This is a genomic window from Massilia sp. H6 (assembly GCF_024802625.1).
GTDB lineage: Bacteria > Pseudomonadota > Gammaproteobacteria > Burkholderiales > Burkholderiaceae_D > Telluria.
Map to the genome: position 1 here is coordinate 4,054,761 of NZ_CP103371.1, position 23,830 is coordinate 4,078,590.

A 23,830-nucleotide genomic window follows, 5' to 3' on the forward strand; every position below is an offset into this window, starting at 1 on the left:
GCGTTTAGCGTATTTACGGTGGTTTGGAATGCATTCAGAGAGGGTGTGTGCGCCTCCTGACCGGCGCCGCCTGAAGCGGGTATACTCCGGTCCTGCCATGACTGCCTCTCTTTTCCCTGCCACGCTGCACTGCCGCGACCACTGCGGCGCCTGCTGCACCGCACCCTCCATTACCAGCCCGATTCCAGGCATGCCAAATGGCAAGCCGGCTGGCGTGCGCTGCATCCAGCTTGCGGAAGATAACCGCTGCCTGATTTTTGGGCAGCCAGAGCGGCCCGCGTTTTGCGGTGGCCTGCAGCCATCGGCAGAAATGTGCGGCGACAGCCGAGAATATGCGATCCATTGGCTCGATGCACTGGAACGGGCAACCGCGCCCTGATACCGTCGGCCGACGCGTTGTTGGGCTTTCTTGCCTGGCCTTAGCCTACGCCGGAGGCCTTGCCACGCGCCTGCTGCACGCGCTGGAATAAACCACCCAGGGTCAATTCTTCGTGCCAGATATCGTCGAGCCTCAGGCCGTACTGGTCACGCAGCGCCTTGGCCAGCATCTCGAGCTCGGCCGTATCAGGAAGCCAGCGGGTCGGGTTGACGGCGCGGTAGATACCAAGCACGGCGTCGTCGGGGCGGAAATGTCGGGTTTCGCTGTCACGAAACGAGAACGCCGACACGAACACGGACAGGAAATCGCGGATATCGCGTTTCGATGCACCAGGGAACGTGCTGCGCCAGGCCCTGCCCTGCCAGGGACGGTAGCGCAAGGCGTTGGGCTGCTGCCAACCGTAGAATGCTGCCCAGGCGAGCGCAGCGAGAACAAGAACAACGAGAATACCCATGCGGATGAGTGTAGCACGCGTTTTCGGGCGCGGCGCACGAAACAAATTCGACCGTCCACACGCTGCCTCAACCCGAAGCTAACGTGTGCGGGGTACAATCTTGCTCCAGACACAGTTGTAGCGCGAATCATTCGCGATGTCGTTTGCGTCCCTGGCACGCTCCGCCCCCGCCGGCGGGTCCACGGAAACTCCCGTTACACCCATCCACACTGACTGTTACGCACTCATGGACATTCTTCTCGCCATCAAGGCAATCATCATGGGCCTGGTCGAGGGCTTCACGGAATTTCTTCCGATTTCCTCTACCGGCCACCTGATCCTGGCGGGCAGCCTGCTCGATTTCACCGGTGAAAAGGTCAAGATCTTCCAGATCGCGATCCAGGCCGGTGCCATGCTGGCAGTGATCTGGGAATACCGCCAGCGTATCGCCACCGTGTTTTCCGGCCTCGGCTCGGACCCGAAGCAGCGCAAATTCGTGCTCAATCTCCTCATTGCGTTCATTCCGGCCGCCATGCTCGGCTTCCTGTTTAGCGAGATGATCAAGGCGCGGCTGTTTACGCCGGTTGCGGTGGCGACCGCCTTTATCGTCGGCGGCCTCGTCATCCTGTGGGTGGAGCGCCGCCACACCGGCAAGGACCACGCGGTGCGGGTCGAGAGCGTGGACGACATGAGCTACGGCGACGCACTGAAGGTGGGCATCGCCCAGGCTTTCGCCCTGATTCCCGGCACCAGCCGTTCTGGCGCGACCATTATTGGCGGCATGCTGTTTGGCCTGTCGCGCAAGGCAGCCACCGAATTCTCCTTCTTCCTGGCGATTCCGACCCTGCTGTCGGCGACCGTGTACTCGGTGCTCATGGAGCGCCATCTGCTGTCGATGGCCGACTTGCCGATGTTCCTGCTCGGTGGCCTGGCCGCGTTCGCTTCGGCCTTCCTGTGCGTGCGCTGGCTGCTGCGCTACATCAGCACCCACGACTTCACGATCTTCGCCTGGTACCGTATCGTGTTTGGTATTCTCGTACTCGTGACCGCACACTTCGGTTTGGTGGTGTGGGCAGAATAAACACATGACTACCGAGCTTCAAGCACGCGCACTGCACGTCCTCGAGACCGTCTTCGGCTATCCCGCCTTCCGCGGGCAGCAGGACGAGATCGTCGAGCACGTGGCCGGCGGCGGCGACGCCCTGGTCCTGATGCCCACCGGCGGGGGCAAGTCGCTGTGCTACCAGATCCCGGCGCTGCTGCGCGATGGGGTGGGCGTGGTCGTCTCGCCGCTGATCGCGCTGATGCAAGACCAGGTCGATGCGCTCGAAGAAGTCGGCGTGCGCGCGGCATTCCTGAATTCGACCCAGACCTTCGAAGAGTCCCAGCGCATCGAACGCCTGGTGCGCAGCGGCCAGATCGACCTGGTCTACGTGGCGCCCGAGCGCCTGCTGACGCAGCGCTGCCTTGAGCTGCTCGACGCTTCCCCCATCTCGCTATTCGCCATCGACGAAGCGCACTGCGTGTCGCAGTGGGGCCACGACTTCCGGCCTGAATACATCCGCCTGTCGGTCCTGCACGAACGCTACCCTGGCATCCCGCGCATCGCGCTCACCGCGACCGCCGACCAGCAGACCCGCGACGAGATCGCGCACCGCCTGCAGCTCGACGACGCGCGCAAGTTCGTGTCCTCGTTCGACCGCCCCAACATTCGCTACTCGATCGTCGAGAAAACCACCGGCCGCAAGCAGCTGCTCGACTTCATCACCAGCGAACACCCGCAGGATTCCGGCATCGTCTATTGCCTCTCGCGCAAAAAGGTCGAGGAAACCGCCGAGTTCCTGAACCAGCACGGCATCCGCTCCCTGCCCTACCATGCCGGCATGGAGTACAGCGTGCGCGCCGCGAACCAGTCGCGCTTCCTGCGCGAAGACAACATCACGATGGTCGCGACGATCGCCTTTGGCATGGGCATCGACAAGCCCGACGTGCGCTATGTCTGCCACCTCGACCTGCCTAAAAGCCTCGAGGGGTATTACCAGGAAACCGGCCGCGCTGGCCGCGACGGCGCGCCCGCCAGCGCCTGGATGGCCTATGGCCTGCAAGACGTGGTGCTGCAGCGCCGCATGATCGACGAATCCGACGCCGACGAGACCTTCAAGCGGGTGCTGTCGATGAAGCTCGACGCCATGCTCGGCCTGTGCGAGACGCTCAGTTGCCGGCGCATGCGCCTGCTCGACTACTTCGGCGAGCGCTCCGGCCCCTGCGGCAATTGCGATACCTGCCTGATTCCGCCGGTGCAGGTCGACGGCACGGTGCCAATGCAAAAGCTGCTCTCGACGGTCTACCGGGTCGACCAGCGCTTTGCCGCCGGCCATGTCATCGACGTCCTGCGCGGCGCCCAGACCGAGCGTATCGGCCAGTGGCACCATGACAGGCTCACCGTGTTCGGGGTCGGCGCCGACCGTCCGGAACAGGAATGGCGCGCCATCGTGCGCCAGGCGATCGCGCTCGGCTTTCTCACGGTGGACCACGATGCCTTCAGCTCGCTCAAGCTGACCGACGCGGCCCGCCCGGTGCTCAAGGGCGAACAGAAGGTGCAGCTGCGGCAGTACCAGAAACCGGTCAAGGCCAAGCGTCCGTCCTCGCGCGCCGCCGGCAGCTACGAGGAACTTGAACTGTCGCGCTCCGAGCAGGCGATCTTCGAACGGCTGCGTTCCTGGCGCATGGGCACCGCGCGCGAGCATGGCGTGCCGGCCTATGTGGTGTTCCAGGATGCGACCTTGCGCGAAATCGCCAAGGGCAAGCCGGCCTCGCTCGACGCGCTGCGCGGCGTCTCGGGCGTGGGCGAGAAAAAGCTGGTGTCGTATGGCGATGAAATCGTCGCGATTATCAATGAGATGATGTAGTGTCTCGGGTGATGAACGCTCCGCGTTCAACCTACCGACACTGCCATGGCCCTTCCGACTCCCACCAGTAGCACCGTTTCCCCCGCCAAGGACGGCGCCGCCGCCCCGCAGCTCCCGCCCGTTCCCGACAACGCCGCCAGTTTGCAGACCTTCGTGTTTGCGCTGTTTTTCGTTTTCGGAGGCATCACCAGCCTGAACGACGTCATCATCCCCAAGCTGAAAGACCTGTTCACCCTCAGCTACGCACAGGCGATGCTGGTGCAGTCGGCTTTTTTCGCCGCCTATTTCGTGGTGTCGATTCCGGCCGCGGCCATCGTGCAGCGCATCGGCTACATGCGTACCGCGGTCGCCGGCCTGCTCACGATGGCGGTGGGCTGCCTGATGTTCATTCCGGCCTCGTCCTCGGGTGTATTCGCCACCTTCCTGCTGGCGCTATTCGTACTGGCAGCGGGCATCACCATCGTGCAGGTGGTGGCCAATCCCCTGATCTCGATGCTGGGCAAACCCCAGACGGCGCATAGCCGCCTTACCTTTGCCCAGGCCTTCAATTCGCTGGGCACCACCGTGTTTCCCTACGTGGGCGCGATCCTGATCCTGGGCTCGCTGGCGACGGTCGACCCGGCCACGCTCAGCGGCGCCGCGCTCGACGCCTTCCGCCAGGAAGAAACCCGCGTCGTGGTCCATACCTATGTTGGCCTGGCGATTGCGCTGGTGGTGCTGGCCGGCGCCGTATGGCTCAATCGGCGCAAACTGGTGGAGACGCCGGCGCCATCGCAGAACATCCTGGGGGCGCTGGACCTGCTGCTGCGGCCGCGCTTCTCGCGCGGTGCGCTGTGCATTTTCTTGTACGTGGGCGCCGAGGTGGCGATCGGCTCGATCATCGTCAACTACCTGATGGAAGCCGACGTGCTGGGCCTGGGCGCCGAGGCGGCCGGCAAGCACGTGCCGCTGTACTGGGGCGGCGCCATGGTGGGCCGCTTCATCGGCGCCGCGCTGCTGCGCATGTTCTCGCCAGGCAAAGTGCTGGCCTGGGCGGCGGCGCTGACCATCCTGCTGCTGCTGGTTTCCAGCAATTCAAGTGGCGCGTTGTCCGGCTGGTCGCTGCTGGCCATCGGCCTGTTCAACTCGATCATGTTCCCGACCATTTTTTCGCTCGCTTGCGAAGGCCTGGGTGCGCGCGCGGCGGAAGGCTCGGGCGTAATCTGCGTGGCGATCGTGGGCGGCGCGGTCGTGCCGCTGCTGATGGGCTTTGCCGCGGATGCGGCAGGACTGAAGATGGCGCTGGCGGTGCCGGCGCTGTGCTACGCGGTGATTTTGTATTTCGGGCTGTATGCGAGGAAGCCGCACGTCGCATAAGCCTCGGGGTGGGCAGCTGCGCCGCCCATCCCGAGGCTTACCAATCGCAGCCTCTTTTTACTTCTTGGTAAACACCAAATCCCAGACCCCGTGCCCCAGCTTGAGCCCGCGGTTCTCGAACTTGGTGAGCGGACGGTAGGCCGGCTGCGGCGCATAGCCGTCGGCCGTATTCTGCAGCGCCGGCTCGGCGCTCAAGACCTCCAGCATCTGCACCGCATAGTCTTCCCAGTCGGTGGCGCAGTGCAGGTAGCCGCCCGGCGCCAGCTTGTCGCACAAGTGCTTGACGAAGGGCGGCTGAATCAGGCGGCGCTTGTTGTGGCGCGCCTTGTGCCAGGGGTCCGGGAAGAAGATGTGCACCCCGTGCAGCGAACCGTCGGGAATCATGTGCGCCAAAACCTCGACCACGTCGTGCTGGATCAGGCGCAGGTTCTCGATGCCCTGCTCGCCGATCTGCTTGAGCAGGCTGCCCACGCCCGGCGTATGCACCTCGACGCCGATGAAATCCGTTTCCGGCATCAGGCGCGCGATATGCGCGGTGGTGTCGCCCATGCCGAAACCGATTTCGAGCACGACCGGCGCCTTGCGCCCGAAGGCCGCTTCCAGATCGAGCGCGTCTTTCCTGTACCCGATCAGGAATCGCGGGCCGAGTTCTTCCAGCGCCCGCGCCTGCGCGGTCGACAGCCGTCCGGCACGCGTGACGAAACTGCGGATGCGGTGTTCGGTAGGGTCGTAAAGCATGGGCCGCGCCGGGCCGTTGGTGGGCGTATCAGAGGACATGGAATGGAAGTGAGGGCAAGTGAGAAAAACGGCTGCCATTATAACGTAGGCGCCCTGCCGGTCCGCCCCCCTCCGCTACCCGCGGCGTGTGGGGCTGTCGGGCAGAACCCGGCATAATCGTGCTTTATTCCTTACTGCGCCGCTGGAGCTACCGCCATGCATTCGACGAAACATCCGATCGCCCTCGACGACAACGTCGCCACCGTGCACCTGACCTCGCACCATTTCGGCAACCCGCGCGGCGACGCCGGCACTGGCAAGAAAGTGTATATCCAGGCAGCGATCCATGCGGACGAGGTACCGGCCATGCTGGTGGCCCACGTCTTGCGCCAGCAGCTCGAACAACTCGATGCCGAGGGGCGCATCAAGGGTGAGATCATCCTGGTCCCGGCGGCCAATCCGCTCGGGCTGTCGCAGGTACTGCATGGCGCGCCCTTCGGCCGCTACGACCTGTCGACCGGCACCAATTTCAACCGCGCCTACCACCACGCCGCCGATGGTCTCAAGACCTCGCTCCAGGGCCGGCTCGGGCTGGACGCCGCCGCCAATGTGGCACTGATCCGCGCCGAGGCGCAACGCGGCATGGACGCATGGGAGCCGGCCGACAATGCCGGCATCCTCAAGAAAACCTTGCTGTCGATGGCGATCGACGCCGACATCGTGCTCGACCTGCATTGCGATAACGAAGCGGTGCTGCACATGTACACCGGCACGCCGCTGGTGGACGCGGTGCTGCCGCTGGCGGCGCTGCTGGAGTCACGCGTGCTGCTGGTGGCCAAGGTGTCGGGCGGCGAAGCTTTCGACGAAGCCTGCAGCCGCCTGTGGTGGGACCTGGCCGACCATTTCCCCGATGCGGCGATTCCGCCCGCCTGCGTGGCCGTGACCGTCGAGCTGCGCGGGGAGCACGATGTGAGCTACGACTGTGCCGGCTCGGATGCGGCCGCCATTTTGCAATACCTGGCGCAGCAGGGCGTAATCGACATGCCGCTGCAGCCCCTGCCCGATTTGCTGTGCGGCGCTACCCCACTCGACGCGGTCGAGCCGCTGCACGCGCCGCACGCCGGCGTGCTGGTGTTTCACAAGAAGCTGGGCGACCGGGTCGAAGCGAACGAGCCGATCGCCGACATTATTAATCCGGTCAGCGGCAAGGTGACGACGGTGGCCGCGAGCCAGCCCGGCCTGCTGTTTGCGAGCACCGCGCATCGCCACCTGTTGCGTGGCATGCATGTTTGCAAGATCGCTGGCGCCGCTTCCTTCAGAAAAGGCAATCTTCTGTCCAATTAGCCGCAAAGCAGACGCTGGACGCCCTTGGTTGTATAAGAAATACAACGATAGATGCAAATAATAAATATAAGTTGTGTTTCAATCTACATAATTGTAGGATTGAAACATAAATTATCCAATGTATCATTCGCCAGGGAGTCTTTCATGAAATCGTCTGCGATCCTTTCACTCGGTAGTCTTGCGCTTTCGCTGGCCATCTCGGGCAATGTAGCGGCTGGACCTGTATGGAACGCGGCTAGCTGCGTAGCATCCAAAACCACACCCAAGACCATGGACTGCAAGTCAGCAGCGCCGGGCCCGGTCTATTCCGCCGCGCTCAGCGGCTGGTCAGCCGCAGGAACGGCCAATTTCGCGGCTGCCGACATCAAGTATTACGGCGGTGGATTGGGCGTGAGCGCCAAGGGCGAAAGCGGCAGCCCGCAGCATGCCATCGACAACAAGGGCGGCACCGACGCCGTCCTAATGTATTTCGACACCAACTTCGCGCTGAAGCAACTGAGCACCGGTTGGATCAATCGCGATGCCGATGTCAGCATCTTGCGCTATACCGGCACCGCCCCTCTCCAGCTTGGCGCCTCCCGCGTCAACAATCTGCTGGCGGTTCCAGGATGGGAACTGGTCGGCAACTACAGCACCCTGACGAAAAGCACCCCGCTCAATTTCAACGACACCAATAAAACGGCGTCGTGGTGGCTGGTTAGTGCCTACAATTCCGCCTACAACGGTGTTGCCGCCAGCGGCGCTTTGAACAACAACAATGATTATTTCAAGCTGAACGGCTTCAAGGGCGAAGTCGTCCCGAACGAGGTGCCTGAACCGGCAACCTGGAGCCTGGTGGGACTCGCCTTGCTCGGCATCGGTGCAGCAAGGCGCAAGGCCAGGCTGGGCTAAAGTGTTGGCGGCGATCGAATATTGACCCGCCCTGCCGATCGAACTAGCGATCTACACGATTTACTTCGACAATACGATCCCGCTGTTTCAGAACCGTTCGTGCTGCCTGCCCTTACCGGCCCCTTGTCCGGCGATCTAGCAGCGCCGTCGTCATCTTGGCGGTTCCGAACACGGCCGAACAATCGGTGAAGCCCAAGTTGATGGTGATGGCGACACTGGTGTGCTCGTGCAGCTTGGAATTCAAGTGGAACAGCAGTGCGCCGCCGGTCTGACTAAACGGCAGGTAGCCCAGCTCACCAAGGATGACGCGGTCCATGTGCATCAGCGACTGTGCAAGCCGGCCGGCCTAGCCCTCCCGTTTTTCGCGCTCCATGTGTTGACCAGATCTACCCTCGAGTAAAAGCGCACCCGTTTGTCCATCGCCGCGATGCCCGCCACCGCGATCGCCGTCGCCAGATGCGTCTTGTCGGTGCCGGGGCCGTTGGTGAGCACTGCATTCTGCGCCGTGTCGGTAAAGACCAGCGTACCAGTTGCCGCACCAACGCCTGGTCGACCTTGGACGCATCGAAGTCAAAGCCCGTTCTTTTTGTTGATCCCATAGTGAGTTCGTATGGTCTTGCGCCAGCATCAAGGCCCGCGCACTGATGCAGTGTCAGTGCCCACCCGCAGATCAATTTCATGCGCACGGCATATATCTTCCATTTCCGCTTCTTCCTAGAAAATTGTCCTAAATTCTTCGCTGAACCCCCGGATACATTGTTCGACAGTGCCAGTGGTTTTGAACGCCGGCCCCATCCAACATTTGCGGCCGGCGGGCCGCCTTACGGGAAAGAACGACATGGTTGCAATTGTTAGCGGAAATGGTAATGGCGTCTCCACAAGTTCGGCCAGTGTCCTGGGCCAACGTGGTGTATTCAGCGATGCTAAGACCGGCAACAGCAATGAACATGCTTACGTTAATATCGCTACCGGCAACTTGTCCCTGTCCAACCGCGACGACTTCCTCGCATCGCGTGGCATCGACGTCGCACTGACGCGTACCTACAACTCGCGCGGCACGCTTAACGACGGCAATGGCCTGAACTGGAAGATGGGCATGCGGCGCCAGGTATCCAACCTGACCGGATCGCTCAACTATGCCGGCAGCACGGTTACCCGTATCGACGCCGATGGCGCGGCGGTGGTTTACACCTACGACAGCACGCGTGCCGCCTACCTCGCTACTGACGGCGGTGGCGCCTACCAGAGCATGACGTACAACGCCGCGACCCAGGAATGGGTGTGGCGCAGCGATCGCCACGACCTGAAAGGCGTCCACGAAGTTTACGATCATGCCAGTGGCGGCCGCCTGAAATCCGTGCGCGACGAGATGGGCGTCAGCCTAACCTACGGCTACAACGCTTCCGGACAGCTCAGCCAGGTGACCGACGCCACCGGCGACACCACCTATTTCGACTACGCGGGCGCCAACCTCAGCCAGATCCGCACCGTACACAGCGGCACCACCAGCAGCTTCGTACGCGTGCGTTACGAATACGACGCCCAGAACCGCCTGAGCAAGGTCACGACCGACCTCACCCCGGAAGACGGCAGCATCGCCGACGGCAAGGTGTATGCGACCACGTATGTCTATGTCGGCACCAGCTCGCGGATCGAATCCGTCACCCAAAGCGACGGCAGCAAATTAAGCCTGGAATATATCCAGACAGGGTCGACTTCAAGGTTTCGGCCACCACCGACGCCCTTGGCCGCAGGACGACCTACGACTACACTGTGGCCGGCAAGACCACCGTCACCGCCCCGAACGGCGCCAAGACCGTCTACAGCTACGACGCGCTGGGTCAGTTGGTCGATGTGCTGGCGGCCCCGGTCGGCGGAGTTTCGCAACGCACTCAGTACACTTACGACGCCAAGGGCAACCTGACCCGCACGATTGACCCGATGGGTCTAACGGTGACTGTCAAGCTAGTTGTCGCCTGAATTAGTTGTTATGCCGCTTTTTTGAGCAGCTCGTTTTTGTCCACTTCGGTCACATTGCTGCTGGTCTGATCCGGGTTCAGATGGACGATGGAGACGGGCTCCCAGTTGCGCGTGTTGCCGCTCCAGCGCTCCGGATGCGCAGCCCTTGCTGCCTGATACACCGCGTCCCGTTTGCGTAGCAACGCCGCGTCCAGGCCTGCGTGGCGCTGTGCCGGGGTCACGAACCGGATCGCGCTGTGGCGGTGCTCGTGGTTATACCAATGAACAAAGCGACCGACCCACTGCCGTGCCGCCAACAGGCTGTCGAAGGCCCTTCGTGGATAGATGGGCCGATATTTCAATGTCTTGAACAACGACTCCGAAAAGGGGTTGTCATTGCTCACGGACGGGCGGCTGAATGAGGGCATCACGCCCAGCGCCTGCAGGGTCGCCAGCATGGTTGCGCCCTTCATCGGGCTGCCATTGTCCGAATGCAGTACGACCTGCTCCGGAGCAATGTTCTCCCGTTCGCAAATGTCACGCACAACCTCGCCGGCAAGCTCACTGCTTTCCACGTCGTATATCTGCCAGCCCACGATTTTGCGGCTGAAAATATCCATGAACAAGTAGAGGTAAAAATAGACGCCCTTCACGGGCGTGGGCAGATACGTGATGTCCCAGCTGTACAGCTGACCAGGGGCGGTCGCCACCAGCGCACGCGGCTTGTGACGAGCCTGTGCGGGACGTTCGGCATTTCGATGGGCGAGTTGATTCTCCGCTTTCAGCACCCGATAGAATGTCGACTCCGAGGCCAGGTACACCCCTTGATCGACCAAGCGCGGCACGATCTGGCTGGGCGGCAGGCTCGCGAACTCATCGGAGTTGGCGACAGCGAGCAACTGACTGCGTTCAAGCGCGCTGAGCCGGTTTCGCGGCGCCTGCACACGCGCCGGCCGCTGGTCGCCGCGCAGTACGTCACGCTGCCACCGTTGCAGCGTGCGCTCGCTGAACGAGATCGCAGCGCACGCCTTGTCCTGGCGCGCACCGGCTTCGACCGATTCTGCGACCAGGGCCATCACTGCGATGCGCTCTGGCAGCGAGGTCATTTGACCTCGTCCTCCCAGAGCGCCCGGAACTTTTTTTGTAGGATCAGTAACGCTGCCGCCTCCGCCAGTGCCTTGTCCTTGCGCAGCACCTCCCGTTGCAGTCGATCGTTGTCCTCCTTGAGCGCGCGTAGCGCTTTCGAATCCTGCGGCCCCGTTTTTCTATCGGTGCAAAACGCCGCCTGCCACTCGTTCAAATGATGAGGAAAAACGCCGTGCTCTCGGCACCACGCGTTCAATGTCTCGCCCGTCATGCCGTGGGTCTCGTGCAGCGCCACCAGCTGCTCCTGGGCACTCCAATCCTGCGGACGCTTCTCTTTTGCCGCTGGGGTATTCGTCTCTGCCACTGCTTTCCTCACCATCCAATTTTTCAGCGTGTGGTAATTGACGTTGATATCGTCTGCGACTGCCTGCACGCTCCTGCCGCCACGCGAGAATACCTTGACCAGTGCCTGTTCTACAAATGCCGGTGAGTACCTTGCCTTCATCTTGCGCCTCTATATTTGGGGGAAATCTAGAGGCGACAACTAGTCTGACACCGGGGGACCGCGACGCGATGAACCGCATGGTCACCGCGCAGGACCAGCTCACCAAGTATGACGCGCAAGGCCGCATCGATACCGTCAAGTCGAGTGTTGCCGGCGCTGACTACCAGCACCGCTACGAGTACGACAGCCATGGCAACCGCCTACGCGTGACCACCTCGTATACCAACGGCAACGGTGCGCACAAGCTCATCGTCGTCGACAGCACCTACGACCAGATGAACCGCCTGAAGACGGTCGGCGGGACGGTCACTACGACCGGTGACCAGGTACAGGCGCTGCCAGGTAACAAGCGTTACGACTACGAGGACACCTACGACCCATCGCCGGTCGAAAAAATTACCTATATCGCGACGCACGCCATCACCTACGACGGCGTGGGAAACCGCCTCACAGACACGATCGGCGGCAAGCTCGAGTCGTACCGCTACGACGCTGCCGGCCGCCTCGAGACCATCACGCGGGATAACGTCACCGTGGGCTACCGTCGCTACGATGGCGCGGGCCGCATCGTGGAAATGAAGGATGGCACCGAGGTGCGCACCAGCACCTATGACGCCCTGGGCTTCCAGATCCGCCAGCGCACTACCGCCGCGAGCGATGGCAAGGTGCTCAGCGAGATCTTCTATGGAAACAGCGGATACGACAACTACGGCTACGACGCCCAAGGCAAGCTGAGCTATTACCAAGTCAAGCAGGGTTCGACGACGACGCTGAACTCGATCACCTATCAGGGCTTCGACTCGTACAAGGAGAAGTCAGTCGAGTCCAGCGGTAACGGCGCAATCCGCAGGTCGACCCGCACCTACGACGCCTTCGGCAACCTGGCGGCAACCAGCGTTCAGCGCGAGAACAGCAGCTGGTCGAACCAGAGCTTCGTCAACGACATCAGCGGCCAGATGCTGAAGAAGACGACCGATGGCCTGGACACCCATTCGCTGATCGTGGGCGGCCAGTTCATCGGCAGCAGCGACCGTACCAGCGAATCGTTCAGCACCGTCGTCGATCCGATCAGTTCCCCTGCCCTGACGGCGGCGCCGACCACCTACACCGTGATAACAGGCGATACCCTGCAGGGCATCGCGAAAGCCGTATGGGGCGATGCGACCCTGTGGTGGCTGATCGCCGACGCCAACGCGGTCGGCAACGAGCTCACCGCCGGCATGACGCTGACCCTGCCAACCCGCGTGAACACGGTAAACAACGACTACGCCACCTTCAAGCCATACGACTCGGCGCAAGCGGTGGGCGATACCACGCCGAAGCTGCCGGTGCCGCCGGCGGATAAGGGTGGGTGTGGGGTGATCGGGACCATCATCATGGTGGTGGTGGCGGTCGTAGTGACCATTTATACGGCTGGAGCAATGACTAGCGCAGTGGCCGGCTTTGCCAACACTATGGCTGCTGGCGCAAGTGCGCTCGGTGGTGGCATGGGAATGGGTGCAGCTGTGGCCGCCGGTGCCGTCGGCGGTGCTGCTGGATCCATTGCGAGCCAGGGCGTGGGTATGGCGATGGGTATGCAAGACTCATTTAGCTGGAAGGCTGTCGGGATGGGAGCTTTGGGAGGGGCGATCAGCGGCGGGCTGGCTGGTTACATGCCTACAACCGGCGTTGCAGCAGCGATCGCGAAGGGTGCCGTGGGAAGTGCGCTATCTCAGGGTATTGGTTCATCCATCGGCATCACTAGCTTCTCATGGCGGAATGTCGCCGCTGCCGCCGCGGGGGCAGGCGCTGGCGCTGCGATGTCGAGCGGATTGGGCGATGCGTTCTCCTCGCTCGGAAGGATCGGGGCTGGCATTCTACGAAGTACAATTTCCGGAATGGCCGCCGGTGCAGTGACCCAGCGTATCGGTAACGGCAAGGTTGATTGGGTTCGGGTTGCGGCGGATGCATTTGGCAATGCGCTGGGGAGTAGCTTAGCCGCAAGCTTGCGCCCGACGGTTGAGCAGCCATCTAGTGGCGAAAAAGCTGGACCAATCTCGCGGGCTCAAGCAGAGCGAAGCATGTATGGAGGAATGACCGTCAAGGAAGTGTTGGGCGGCGAAAAGGATTGGCTTGGCTCGCTGGGGACGTATGAGGGCGCCATTGGCAACGGCGGCGCTGGGCTTTCATGGGATGGTGACCTTGCGGCGCGACGCGCTGCCCAGCCGACTTATCTTGCTGCACTTCCGCAAGTTGTAGTTCAGGGCGAGCGGATGACTGCGGAAGAAAAGGTTGAATCCCTATTCAATATCAATCGCCGGAACTGGCCAGCGGCAAATTCGCCAACTGAAAACTACGCTTCGCGATTCGGCCAGGGTGTCATAGGCGCAATTAAAGGGGTAGTGGTAGAGCCAGTGCGGCAGGTTCGCGATATGGCTTACGCAGGGGCGTCTGTTTTCTACAACGAACTTCTGCGGTCCAAAGGGACAGAGCGATGGGATCCCGCAATGTATAGCGGTGTAGCGAACGCGTACTCGAACGGGACGTCACAATTAAAATTGCTTCTCCAGTCCAATTTTGTAACTGGGACTGGGGCGATGTCGTATGATGCGACAACTGCCTTAATGAACCGGCAATACGGCGATTTGGCCGAAATGGCTGGCGGCATTGCTGGGGGCTTTGCCATTGGTAAAGTGGGGCAAAAATACGGTGGTTACGGGGTTGCACTAGCAGATATTGGCGGGCCTCGTTATGGGCCGATGGCGTCTCAACGCGGTTCGATTGGTCTAAGGTTGGTAACTCCCGATAGTGCCGGGATCGACATTACTCTCAAATTTAAACCAGAATGGACTGACGCGCAGCGGGCAGATGCGATCGTAAAGGCGCAAATTTTGAACGATGCCCCAACTGTCGTTACCAAATCGGATCGTTCTGGTACAGCAGGTGCAATGGATCGATATCGTAAAGCTGTGGAGGCACCGGCGAAAAGCGATATAGATCATAGAGTCGATTTGCAGCTTGGTGGCAGCAAAGCTATCGAGAATCTGGGGTGGCTCGATTCCAGCGTAAATCGGAGTTTCGGGGTTCAGATTTACCAACAAATTAAATACGCTCAACCGGGCACACTCGTTAATCGAGTGACAATTGGAGATTAGTCTGCATGTTCGATAACTTTGAAGCGGAGTTTGGCTCCTCTGGTTACCCAGGGCATGTTGAATCGTGCGCGTCACTTCCAGCACCGGAAGTGCTCGCTACGCTGTTTGCGAGATATGGTGGCCGCTCCTTCAGGCAGGGCATCTATCGAGTACTCTCGCCTGAGACGGCTGACCACTGGGCCAGCGTGATCATAAGCGCTTTCCCCACCTACGCCGGTCGCATCAGGTGTTTCGGAATGGATTGGTTAGGGCGTTGCTTTGCGCTCGACTCTGAGCGACTTGAAGGCGGAGGGGAAGGAGTTGTGATGTTTGAGCCAGGTACCGGAGAGGCATTGGAAGTTCCCTGTAATCTCATAAGCTTCCACGAAGGTGAGCTAATTCAATATCGGGAGGCAGCATTGGCCGAAAGCTTTTACAGGGAGTGGTTGGAAAATGGCGGAGCCGCGCCAACAATCACTCAATGCATCGGTTACCGGACACCGCTATTTCTTGGTGGGTCGGACACTTTAGGAAATCTTGAACTGTCAGATATGGATGTCTACTGGACGATTTCCGCTCAGCTAATTCAAAAGACTAGATCTTTGCCAATTGGCACAGTACTTCCACGGATCTCGATTGAGTGAGAAAGTGACATCGTAAGGCGAGGGCTAACATCTGACTGTAAGGTGACGGCCCACATCTCGGGGATTATCTGTTTAATTCGTAAAAAAGCCGCCCCCAACCCCGGCTAACGCCAGGGCACTGGTTGCGGCTTCAATTTTAGCTGCTAAGAAAAGGCGCTACACGCTGGCGTTCTTCGCTGCCGCCCGTGCGCCACGCTTGACCTCCACCTCGACCGCCGGCTGCTTCGCCGCTGCCGCCTCGGCCCTGGCCGAATCCCACCTGCGCGCCTCATGTTTGAGGATCATCCCTTCGAGCAGTTCGCGCACAGTCTGCTTCTCCGCATCAGTGAACTGGCTGACGGCCTCGAACTGCAGCGCCAGATCGGCGCTGGGTCCGCGCTCCTGGTCGCCAAACACCAGGTCATCCAATCTCACATGCAACACCTTGGACAACCGGATCAGGGCGTCTAAGGTCGGCTGGGCCGTCCCTGCCTCGTAGCGCCGGATCTGGTTGACGTGCAACTCTGCCACGTCGGCCAGGCTCTGCTGGGTCATGCCGAGCGCCTTGCGCAGTTGAATCAATCTGGAGGGGAAGGACATGGGCAGGAACCAAAGCGTGAGCGGTTGCATACTGTATCCCCCGGTTTCAAAAATGATTAACACGTACACAGTATAAGGGGCAGTCTCTAAAACCAAGTGCAACACTCTTCCTGTAGAGTGCCGCCATGCCCCGAATCTATACCCATCTGACGACGCAGGAGCGTGCCGTCGTGATGACCATGCGCGACGACCAGTGCAGCATCCGGTCTATTGCTGAACGCCTTGGCCGTTCTCCGAGTTCGATCAGCCGTGAGCTGCGCCGGGCGCCCGGCTCGGGCGCTTACGACGCCAACCTGGCTCACTTGCAAAGTTACGAACGACGTATGGCGCCGCGACGCATACCCAAACTTCACGCCGACGGTGCGCTATTTCAGGTAGTGCGGCACTATCTGAAGGAACTCTGGTCGCCGCAGCAAATTGCGAACATACTGCGCACCATGTGGCCCGATGACTGCGATAAAACGGTCTCTCACGAGACGATCTACAACGCGATCTACCTGCACCCGCGTGGCGAGCTCAAGCGCGAACTGATCGCCTGCCTGCGCCACCATAACCAGGTACGCAAACCGCGCAGCCGCGGTGTCGATCGCCGCGGCCAGATTAAGGACATGCAAAGCATTCACATCCGTCCACCCGAGATCGAGGACCGTCTCATTCCCGGTCATTGGGAAGGCGACCTGATCAAAGGCGAAGGCAACCGTTCCTCGGTCGGTACGCTGGTCGAACGTACGACACGTTTCGTGGTGCTGGCCAAGATGGACAATGCCGGCACGCGCTCCGTTGTCGACAGCTTCTCAGCCGTCCTGAATCGACAGCCGGCGGCGCTGCGAAAATCGATGACCTACGACCAAGGCCGCGAAATGCACGGCCACAAAATCCTCACCGAGCGCACTGGCGTGCAGATCTACTTTGCCGACCCGCACAGCCCCTGGCAGCGCGGCTCCAACGAGAACACCAACGGCTTGCTGCGCCAGTACATGCCCAAGGGTTCGGACTTGTCGATCTACTCCCAGGATGAGCTCGATGCCATTGCGCTCTCGCTCAACACCCGGCCACGCGAAACGCTTAGCTGGAAAACGCCGCTCGCTGTCTACACCGAGCATATGGCGCGGCTACAATTACAGCCCGACGCGATCCATTAACCCCAGTGTTGCAATTGGTTCTTGAGACCGCCGGGGCTTGATATCGTTTCTGGTCCGGCAATCTATGCAGTGCGGAATCTGACTCCAGTTGGTGATCTTTTGCAGGCGGCCACCAGTAAAGTTGCTGGTTATTTTGCCGATGGATTTGAGCGCGCTGGTCGCTCTGAAGTGGATTCCGCCAATGGTGGTATTGGTGGAACGGCAATGCTGTCTGTGGGGGGCGGTGGATTTGCCGGCGCGATCAAAGGCATAAGAAGTCTAGCAACCGACTTCAATCCAATTCGTAAATTTGATCGTAAGGAAATAACCAAAGGATTTCAAGATCACCACATCATCAGCGATAAGAATAATTTGACCAAAAATCATGAACTTCTGTCGCTCAGCGGTGCGGACTTGCAAGCACGATCGAACAAGATATTTCTTCCAAAGGCCCCAGGTTCGCATCCGACCCGTTCGCTGCACGACGGCAGGCACACGAATGCAGTAAGCGAAAATCTAGCGAACCAGATGGATGCCGTTGTTGAGGCTGGAAAACGAAACGGATGGACCGAGCAGCAATACCGTAAGGCACTGGATGCAATCACTGCACAAGAACGTGCCCTGCTAAAATCTGGTGACCGTGGCCTAAACAAAATCGCTCGGCCATGGTCGAAATGAAAAGGGTGGTAAATATGACGTATCTCTGGCGAATTCCTGACGACTATCCTCGATCACTGATTGGGGAGTACCAGCGGGAAGGCACACCTGATCGCTTCCTCTTTAAAAGGAGCGAAAGAGTTTCAGGATTGGCGGGGCTCCCTAAGGTCAAGTTCGACGCTTCGTGCGCGAAATTAAGGCAGTTCGATTGTCTATCCAGTAATGCGCAGGTGCCTATTGTAAGTCCGGCTCTAGCGGAATTTCTGCTGAGGTTTGCTTCGAATGATGTGCAACTTATGAAATTGGACATTAATGGGACCGACGGTTCAATAGGGGACTATTTCTTGTTGAATGTCGTTAAAAAAGTCTTATGCATTGATCACAAAGTTTCGAAGTACACACTTGTTCCAGGCACCACGGAGATTATGGGATTTCGGCAACTTAGCTTTCTGGATAATTGCATGGGAGAGCATGCGCTAGCGCGCGACAGCGAATATTTGTCACATTTGCTAGTGTCTGACCGTGTCGCTGACAACTTGATGCGCAACGGGTTTCATGGGGTGGCTTTGGTTGATCCTTCCGATATTGCCTGGTAGATGACGGGGAACGAGCGTCAGCGGCAGATTGCTCAATCGGGGTCGGGTCAGTGCCGGAAAGCGGATCCGGACGAAAAGCGACGCAAGTTGGTAGTATCGGCAATCAGCGATCCTATTCGTATCCTGTTCGTATCCGGATCGTAGGCTGGGCAGTCTCTAAAACCAAGTGCAACACTCTTTCCTGTAGAGTGCCGCCATGCGCCGAATCTATACCCATCTGACGACGCAGGAGCGTGCCGTCGTGATGACCATGCGCGACGACCAGTGCAGCATCCGGTCTATTGCTGAACGCCTTGGCCGTTCTCCGAGTTCGATCAGCCGTGAGCTGCGCCGGGCGCCCGGCTCGGGCGCTTACGACGCCAACCTGGCTCACTTGCAAAGTTACGAACGACGTATGGCGCCGCGACGCATACCCAAACTTCACGCCGACGGTGCGCTATTTCAGGTAGTGCGGCACTATCTGAAGGAACTCTGGTCGCCGCAGCAAATTGCGAACATACTGCGCACCATGTGGCCCGATGACTGCGATAAAACGGTCTCTCACGAGACGATCTACAACGCGATCTACCTGCACCCGCGTGGCGAGCTCAAGCGCGAACTGATCGCCTGCCTGCGCCACCATAACCAGGTACGCAAACCGCGCAGCCGCGGTGTCGATCGCCGCGGCCAGATTAAGGACATGCAAAGCATTCACATCCGTCCACCCGAGATCGAGGACCGTCTCATTCCCGGTCATTGGGAAGGCGACCTGATCAAAGGCGAAGGCAACCGTTCCTCGGTCGGTACGCTGGTCGAACGTACGACACGTTTCGTGGTGCTGGCCAAGATGGACAATGCCGGCACGCGCTCCGTTGTCGACAGCTTCTCAGCCGTCCTGAATCGACAGCCGGCGGCGCTGCGAAAATCGATGACCTACGACCAAGGCCGCGAAATGCACGGCCACAAAATCCTCACCGAGCGCACTGGCGTGCAGATCTACTTTGCCGACCCGCACAGCCCCTGGCAGCGCGGCTCCAACGAGAACACCAACGGCTTGCTGCGCCAGTACATGCCCAAGGGTTCGGACTTGTCGATCTACTCCCAGGATGAGCTCGATGCCATTGCGCTCTCGCTCAACACCCGGCCACGCGAAACGCTTGGCTGGAAAACGCCGCTCGCTGTCTACACCGAGCATATGGCGCGGCTACAATTACAGCCCGACGCGATCCATTAACCCCAGTGTTGCAATTGGTTCTTGAGACCGCCATCCATTCACGCTGTTGCCGGGAGCTAAAATTGATAGATTTGGATCTGATTTTGGAAGCTACTTATCTCCAACTGGAACAACCTATGCGGAACGTGCATTGAGACCCGGCACTCAGAATTCCCCGTATTCTGTATTCGAAGTAACAGGCCGGCTAGATGTTGAGGCCGCGACGATTAGGCCATGGTTCGGTGAAATTGGTATGGGAACGCAGTCTAAGCTTCTCGGCGACACTCGCGTCAAGAATTTGCTCGAAAGTGGACAGTTGAAAGAAATTTATAGAGGGCCTTACAATGGATTCAAGCACTAGACTCAAACTTATTCGCGCTTTGCAATCAGCAGGCGTCCGACCAAGTGCATATAGTGTTTCCGGTGCTGAAGATTTAGCTCTCTGTTTAGAAAGTGTCGACGGAAAATGGGAAGTATTTTATTCAGAAAAGGGAGAGAGAAATGGCTCTAAGTTCTTTACTTCTGAATCCGACGCTTGTACTTACATGTATAACGAATTGATGGGGGATAAAACTTCGTTTATGTAAGAATTTGATGTGCTGTTGGGGCAAACGGCGACAGGGGGGCAGTTCCGGCAGAACGACAAATCTCGGTGCGCTCGCACGGGGCACTGGCGGCGGGCACGGCCCGTATGCTGTTCGTATCCGCTCGTATTGAGGTAGCCTGAGTTCTGTGGACACTTCTATTTGATAAACTTGTCAAAGGGAGTGAACTTATGAAGTTGACGACATACACGCCGGAATTCCGAGCGGAGGCCGTGAAGCTGGTGCTTGCCCAAGGCTTGACGCTGGAAGAAGCCGCGAAGCGAATCGCGATCCCCAAAGGGACATTGGCGAACTGGGTGAGCGCGGCCAAGCGCGGTAGCGATCCGACTGCACCACCGGGCAGCCGTAGTGTCGCCGAGCTTGAAGCCGAGGTGGCGAAGCTGCGCAAAGAGCTGGCCGTCGAGCGCATGGAGAAGGACGTACTAAAAAAGGCCACCGCGTACTTTGCCAGGGAGTCGCTGCCCGGTACGCGTTCATAAAGTCCGTGCGACTCGATTACCCGCTTGGCCTGTTGTGCCGCGTATTTGACGTGTCGCGCAGCGGCTTCTATGCAGCAGTGGAGCGCCCACCATCCCAGCGCGCACAGGACGACGAGCGGCTGAAGGTTGCGATCAAGGCTGCACACGTCCAGACCCGGGAGACGTACGGCCCGTTGCGGCTGCAGCCTGAACTGCTTGCACAAGGGTTCGACACGGGCCGTGACCGCATTGTGCGGCTGCGGCAGGAGATGGGCTTGCGATGTAGGCAAAAGCGCAAATTCAAGGCGACGACGAATTCGCGCCATGCATTCCCGGTGGCGGAGAATCTGTTGAACCAAACGTTCGCGCCAACCCGCCCTAACGAAGCCTGGGTGACCGATATCACGTACGTGATGACCGATGAAGGTTGGCTGTATCTCGCTGGAGTGAAAGACGTTTTTACGTGCGAGCTGGTGGGCTATGCGATGGGGCCACGAATGACGCAGGACCTGACGGCGCAAGCGTTGTGGCGGGCGGTACGCAGCAAGCGACCGGCCGCGGGACTGGTCCATCACTCCGATCGCGGCACGCAGTACTGCGCCGACGATTACCGCAAGCTGGTTGAGCAATTCGGCATGCGGGCCTCCATGTCGCGCAAGGGGAACTGCTATGACACTCAGTCTATGATGAGCTCGAACGCCTGCCGAATCTGACCCGTGCTACGATTGGCCGGATGCCTTTGCGTTGACTTGTCGATTCGCCAGTGCGTTCCCCGAGCGTTGTCGGGCCTGGTCTGGTGACCTAATAGGAGCTTTGAATTTCCATCTTGAGTGTCCTGTCCGGCGACTAGGGTTGGCAATGCGCCCACTTCGACAGGGAGCGCAAAATGCATGAACAAGAGTTGCAACGTGAAGTGATTCTGGGCGTGGACACGCATTTGGATCTACATGTTGGCGCCGTTATTGATGGCACCGGCAAATTTCTTGGGACCTTGGCAACACCGACAACAGCTGGCGGATATGAGCAGCTTATTGCCTGGGCTCGTACCCTAGGGCATCTTCGCCGGGCGGGTGTCGAAGGAACCGGAACGTATGGTTCCGGACTTGCTCGTGCTTTGCACGAGCAAGGAATCGAAGTTCTCGAAGTGAATCGTCCCGATCGCAGTAAGCGGCGTCTGGTAGGGAAGTCCGATCCGATTGACGCGGAAAGCGCAGCACGCTCTGTCCTCTCTGGGCAAGCGACAGCGATTCCAAAATCCCACAACGGTGTCGCAGAAGCATTGCGAATACTTACAGTCGCCAGGCGTAGTGCGGTCAAGGCCAAGACTCAAGCGATCAACCAATTGAGGTCGATATTGGTAAGTGCGCCCGAGGAAATCCGTAATCGGCTTTGGCAGGCCAAAGCCGAGCATTGTGTTGCTGGCTGCGTCGATCTTCAGCTACTCGGGACGGCGACGCATTTGGTCGCATTGACGTCGACCTTACGTCTTCTGGCGAAGCGCTGGCTAATGCTGAAGGCAGAACTCAAAGAGCTGGATTCGGAGCTGGAAAAGCTGACGTTCGAATTTGCACCGAACCTCCGCAAGCAGTTCGGCGTTGGCCCACTTACCGCAGCAACGTTGATCGTCGCTGCTGGCGACAATCCCGAACGCTTACGTAGCGAAGCAGCGCTCGCCGCGCTTTGCGGCGTGAATCCATTGCCGGCATCCTCTGGAAAGACAGCACGCCACCGACTAAATCGAGGCGGCAACCGACAAGCCAATAACGCGTTGTGGACCATCGCGATGGTAAGAATGCGTAGTGAGCCCCGAACACGCGCTTATGTCGAGAAAAGATCGACGGAAGGATTGTCGAACAAGGAGATCCATCGCTGTGTTAACCGGTACGTCGTCAGGGAGCTATACCCGTATATTTTGGCAGATCTAAAGTCCACGGCACAAACCTGTTGACATAGGAGCGTCAACGCTCCGATGGAGAGCTTCTGGGGGAGCTTGAAGAACGAGATGATTCATCATCAGAGGTATGCCACGCGAGCCAACGCGGAGTCAGCGATCAAGGAGTACATCGAAATCTTCTACAACCGCCAGCGACGCCACTCGCGTCTTGGCTACGTATCGCCAGCCACATTCGCCGAGAATTTTAGGAAAGAGGCGCTGGCTGCTTGAAACGGACGTGTCCACTATTGACAGTACACCTCAGTGTCGCCGGACCTGATTTCGACCATCACCGACGAGGTTCTCGAAGAGGTCGCACAGTGGCAGCAAAGGCCGCTCGAAGCGATGTATCCGATCGTGTATTTCGATGCGCTGCGCCTGAAAATCCGGGACGAAGGCACAGTCAAGAACAAGGCCGTGTATCTGGCTCTGGGCATTCGTGCCGACGGCTGCAAGGAAGTACTGGGCCTGTGGATCGAACAGACCGAAGGCGCCAAGTTCTGGCTGAAGGTTTTCAACGAACTCAAGAACCGCGGACTGGACGATATTCTGATCGCCGTCGTCGATGGTTTGCGCGGCTTCCCGGAAGCCATTGAGGCCGTGTATCCGCAGGCGCAGATCCAGACCTGCATCGTGCACCTGATCCGCAACTCGACCACGCTTGCAGCTTGGAAGGACCGTAAGGAGCTGGCAGCGGCGCTCAAGCCGATTTACCACGCTGCCAACGCCGACCTCGCCGAAGCGGCGCTGGATGCGTTTGCAGCCGGACCATGGGGTACCAAATTCCCGACGGTGGCGGCAATGTGGCGCCGGCAGTGGCAGCAGGTAATTCCGTTCTTCGCTTACCCGCCGGAAGTGCGCACAATTATCTACACGACCAACGCCATCGAAAGCTTGCATATGCGCCTGCGAAAGATCGTCAAGAATCGTGGCCACTTCCCAAGCGATGAAGCCGCGACCAAATTGTTATTCCTGGCCTTGCGCAACATCGAGAAAGATTGGAAGATGCCGCAACGGACCTGGAAGCAGGCTGCAAACCAGTTCGCCATCATGTTCGGCGAGCGGTTCACAAACGCAATTATCTAACTACGAATTCTGGCCCCGCACACAGAATTCCTGACAGGTCCCTGAGTTCGGTTGAGTCGTCAAACCCAAACGTACCCATGAATCACGGTGGCCACCTCATCACTGCTCAAGCCTCGGCGCCGAACTCAGCGCCGATGCACTGGAGCGGGTGAAGGGAATCGAACCCTCGTCGTAAGCTTGGGAAGCTTCTGCTCTACCATTGAGCTACACCCGCGTGCAGCAGCATTCTACGCGGATTCTGGTTTATCTGACAAATCCCGCTTGCTG

18 protein-coding genes, 1 tRNA gene and 6 pseudogenes are annotated in these 23,830 nt (G+C 59.5%); 19 read left to right on the top strand and 6 right to left on the bottom strand.

Annotation, left to right across the window (positions count from 1 at the left end; all coding sequences use genetic code 11):
* The first annotated feature begins 97 nt into the window (after nucleotides 1-97).
* Nucleotides 98-379 carry a YkgJ family cysteine cluster protein gene (locus NRS07_RS18190; RefSeq protein ID WP_259209495.1) on the top strand — a complete coding sequence of 94 codons (282 nt, stop codon included), beginning with the start codon at nucleotides 98-100 and terminating at the stop codon, nucleotides 377-379.
* Nucleotides 380-419: 40 nt separating this feature from the next.
* Here NRS07_RS18190 and NRS07_RS18195 read toward each other — a convergent pair whose 3' ends face one another.
* Nucleotides 420-833 carry a hypothetical protein gene (locus NRS07_RS18195; protein WP_259209497.1) on the bottom strand — a complete coding sequence of 138 codons (414 nt, stop codon included), beginning with the start codon at nucleotides 831-833 and terminating at the stop codon, nucleotides 420-422.
* Nucleotides 834-1,059: 226 nt separating this feature from the next.
* Between NRS07_RS18195 and NRS07_RS18200 the strand changes: the two genes are divergently transcribed.
* From NRS07_RS18200 to NRS07_RS18210, 3 genes are read left to right on the top strand one after another with little or no spacing between them, the layout of a single operon-like run.
* Nucleotides 1,060-1,893 (top strand): undecaprenyl-diphosphate phosphatase, encoded by an 834-nt coding sequence (locus NRS07_RS18200; RefSeq protein ID WP_259209498.1) that lies wholly within the window; start codon nucleotides 1,060-1,062, stop codon nucleotides 1,891-1,893.
* Between the two features lie 4 nt (nucleotides 1,894-1,897).
* Nucleotides 1,898-3,721, top strand: a complete 1,824-nt coding sequence (recQ, locus tag NRS07_RS18205) for a DNA helicase RecQ (protein WP_259209501.1) — start codon at nucleotides 1,898-1,900, stop codon at nucleotides 3,719-3,721.
* 45 nt (nucleotides 3,722-3,766) lie between these two features.
* A complete protein-coding gene (locus tag NRS07_RS18210) occupies nucleotides 3,767-5,077 on the top strand; it encodes a sugar MFS transporter (RefSeq protein ID WP_259209502.1) in 1,311 nt (436 codons plus the stop codon).
* 57 nt (nucleotides 5,078-5,134) lie between these two features.
* Here the strand turns inward: NRS07_RS18210 and trmB are convergent, their stop codons facing one another.
* Nucleotides 5,135-5,815: a tRNA (guanosine(46)-N7)-methyltransferase TrmB gene (gene trmB / locus NRS07_RS18215; RefSeq protein ID WP_259209505.1), complete on the bottom strand. Its 681-nt coding sequence runs from the start codon at nucleotides 5,813-5,815 to the stop codon at nucleotides 5,135-5,137.
* Nucleotides 5,816-6,010: 195 nt separating this feature from the next.
* Between trmB and NRS07_RS18220 the strand changes: the two genes are divergently transcribed.
* Together NRS07_RS18220 and xdp1 are read left to right on the top strand one after the other, a co-directional pair.
* On the top strand, nucleotides 6,011-7,138 hold the full coding sequence (locus tag NRS07_RS18220) for a M14 family metallopeptidase (RefSeq protein ID WP_259209507.1): 1,128 nt from the start codon (nucleotides 6,011-6,013) through the stop codon (nucleotides 7,136-7,138).
* Between the two features lie 144 nt (nucleotides 7,139-7,282).
* Complete coding sequence (gene xdp1, locus NRS07_RS18225; protein ID WP_259209509.1) at nucleotides 7,283-8,029, top strand: exosortase-dependent surface protein XDP1; 747 nt, start codon at nucleotides 7,283-7,285, stop codon at nucleotides 8,027-8,029.
* 124 nt (nucleotides 8,030-8,153) lie between these two features.
* Here the strand turns inward: xdp1 and NRS07_RS18230 are convergent.
* Nucleotides 8,154-8,607, bottom strand: a pseudogene (locus NRS07_RS18230) (ATP-binding protein); the annotation flags it as partial.
* 260 nt (nucleotides 8,608-8,867) lie between these two features.
* On the opposite strand from NRS07_RS18230, the pseudogene NRS07_RS20355 reads away from it, so the two are divergent.
* Nucleotides 8,868-9,470: pseudogene (locus tag NRS07_RS20355) on the top strand (DUF6531 domain-containing protein); the annotation flags it as partial.
* A gap of 332 nt (nucleotides 9,471-9,802) precedes the next feature.
* Nucleotides 9,803-10,009: a hypothetical protein gene (locus NRS07_RS20360; RefSeq protein WP_373889839.1), complete on the top strand. Its 207-nt coding sequence runs from the start codon at nucleotides 9,803-9,805 to the stop codon at nucleotides 10,007-10,009.
* An 8-nt stretch (nucleotides 10,010-10,017) separates the two neighbouring features.
* Here NRS07_RS20360 and NRS07_RS18240 read toward each other — a convergent pair.
* A protein-coding gene (locus NRS07_RS18240) for an IS3 family transposase (protein WP_259209513.1) occupies nucleotides 10,018-11,579 on the bottom strand; the annotation gives its coding sequence in 2 pieces (ribosomal slippage) (nucleotides 10,018-11,123 and nucleotides 11,123-11,579; 1,563 coding nt in all).
* Nucleotides 11,580-11,647: 68 nt separating this feature from the next.
* Here NRS07_RS18240 and NRS07_RS18245 point away from each other — a divergent pair.
* Together NRS07_RS18245 and NRS07_RS18250 are read left to right on the top strand one after the other, a co-directional pair.
* The gene (locus NRS07_RS18245) at nucleotides 11,648-14,713 is read left to right on the top strand and encodes a LysM peptidoglycan-binding domain-containing protein (RefSeq protein ID WP_259209516.1); all 3,066 of its coding nucleotides are present in this window, start codon (nucleotides 11,648-11,650) and stop codon (nucleotides 14,711-14,713) included.
* A 5-nt stretch (nucleotides 14,714-14,718) separates the two neighbouring features.
* On the top strand, nucleotides 14,719-15,336 hold the full coding sequence (locus NRS07_RS18250; RefSeq protein ID WP_259209518.1) for a DUF1851 domain-containing protein: 618 nt from the start codon (nucleotides 14,719-14,721) through the stop codon (nucleotides 15,334-15,336).
* Nucleotides 15,337-15,594: 258 nt separating this feature from the next.
* Here NRS07_RS18250 and NRS07_RS18255 read toward each other — a convergent pair.
* A pseudogene (locus tag NRS07_RS18255) lies at nucleotides 15,595-15,915 on the bottom strand (helix-turn-helix domain-containing protein); the annotation flags it as partial.
* Between the two features lie 125 nt (nucleotides 15,916-16,040).
* On the opposite strand from NRS07_RS18255, the gene NRS07_RS18260 reads away from it, so the two are divergent.
* The 9 genes and pseudogenes from NRS07_RS18260 to NRS07_RS18295 form a co-directional block, all read left to right on the top strand.
* Nucleotides 16,041-17,057, top strand: coding sequence for an IS30 family transposase (locus NRS07_RS18260; RefSeq protein ID WP_373889840.1), 1,017 nt, complete (start codon nucleotides 16,041-16,043; stop codon nucleotides 17,055-17,057).
* A 21-nt stretch (nucleotides 17,058-17,078) separates the two neighbouring features.
* Entirely contained in the window at nucleotides 17,079-17,714 is a 636-nt protein-coding gene (locus NRS07_RS18265; protein ID WP_259209523.1) for an AHH domain-containing protein, read from the top strand.
* Nucleotides 17,702-18,289 carry an Imm43 family immunity protein gene (locus NRS07_RS18270; RefSeq protein WP_259209524.1) on the top strand — a complete coding sequence of 196 codons (588 nt, stop codon included), beginning with the start codon at nucleotides 17,702-17,704 and terminating at the stop codon, nucleotides 18,287-18,289. Before NRS07_RS18265 ends, NRS07_RS18270 begins: the two co-directional genes overlap by 13 nt.
* A gap of 196 nt (nucleotides 18,290-18,485) precedes the next feature.
* Nucleotides 18,486-19,502 (top strand): IS30 family transposase, encoded by a 1,017-nt coding sequence (locus tag NRS07_RS18275; protein ID WP_373889841.1) that lies wholly within the window; start codon nucleotides 18,486-18,488, stop codon nucleotides 19,500-19,502.
* Nucleotides 19,503-19,548: 46 nt separating this feature from the next.
* The gene (locus tag NRS07_RS20365) at nucleotides 19,549-19,842 is read left to right on the top strand and encodes a TNT domain-containing protein (RefSeq protein WP_373889842.1); all 294 of its coding nucleotides are present in this window, start codon (nucleotides 19,549-19,551) and stop codon (nucleotides 19,840-19,842) included.
* 414 nt (nucleotides 19,843-20,256) lie between these two features.
* A pseudogene (locus NRS07_RS18280) lies at nucleotides 20,257-21,236 on the top strand (IS3 family transposase); the annotation flags it as partial.
* Between the two features lie 194 nt (nucleotides 21,237-21,430).
* Complete coding sequence (locus tag NRS07_RS18285) at nucleotides 21,431-22,492, top strand: IS110 family transposase (protein ID WP_259209526.1); 1,062 nt, start codon at nucleotides 21,431-21,433, stop codon at nucleotides 22,490-22,492.
* Between the two features lie 12 nt (nucleotides 22,493-22,504).
* Nucleotides 22,505-22,708: pseudogene (locus NRS07_RS18290) on the top strand (IS3 family transposase); the annotation flags it as partial.
* Nucleotides 22,709-22,735: 27 nt separating this feature from the next.
* Nucleotides 22,736-23,563 (top strand): annotated as a pseudogene (locus NRS07_RS18295) (IS256 family transposase); the annotation flags it as partial.
* 140 nt (nucleotides 23,564-23,703) lie between these two features.
* Here NRS07_RS18295 and NRS07_RS18300 read toward each other — a convergent pair.
* A tRNA-Gly gene (locus tag NRS07_RS18300) sits at nucleotides 23,704-23,777 on the bottom strand.
* Nucleotides 23,778-23,830 lie beyond the last annotated feature (53 nt).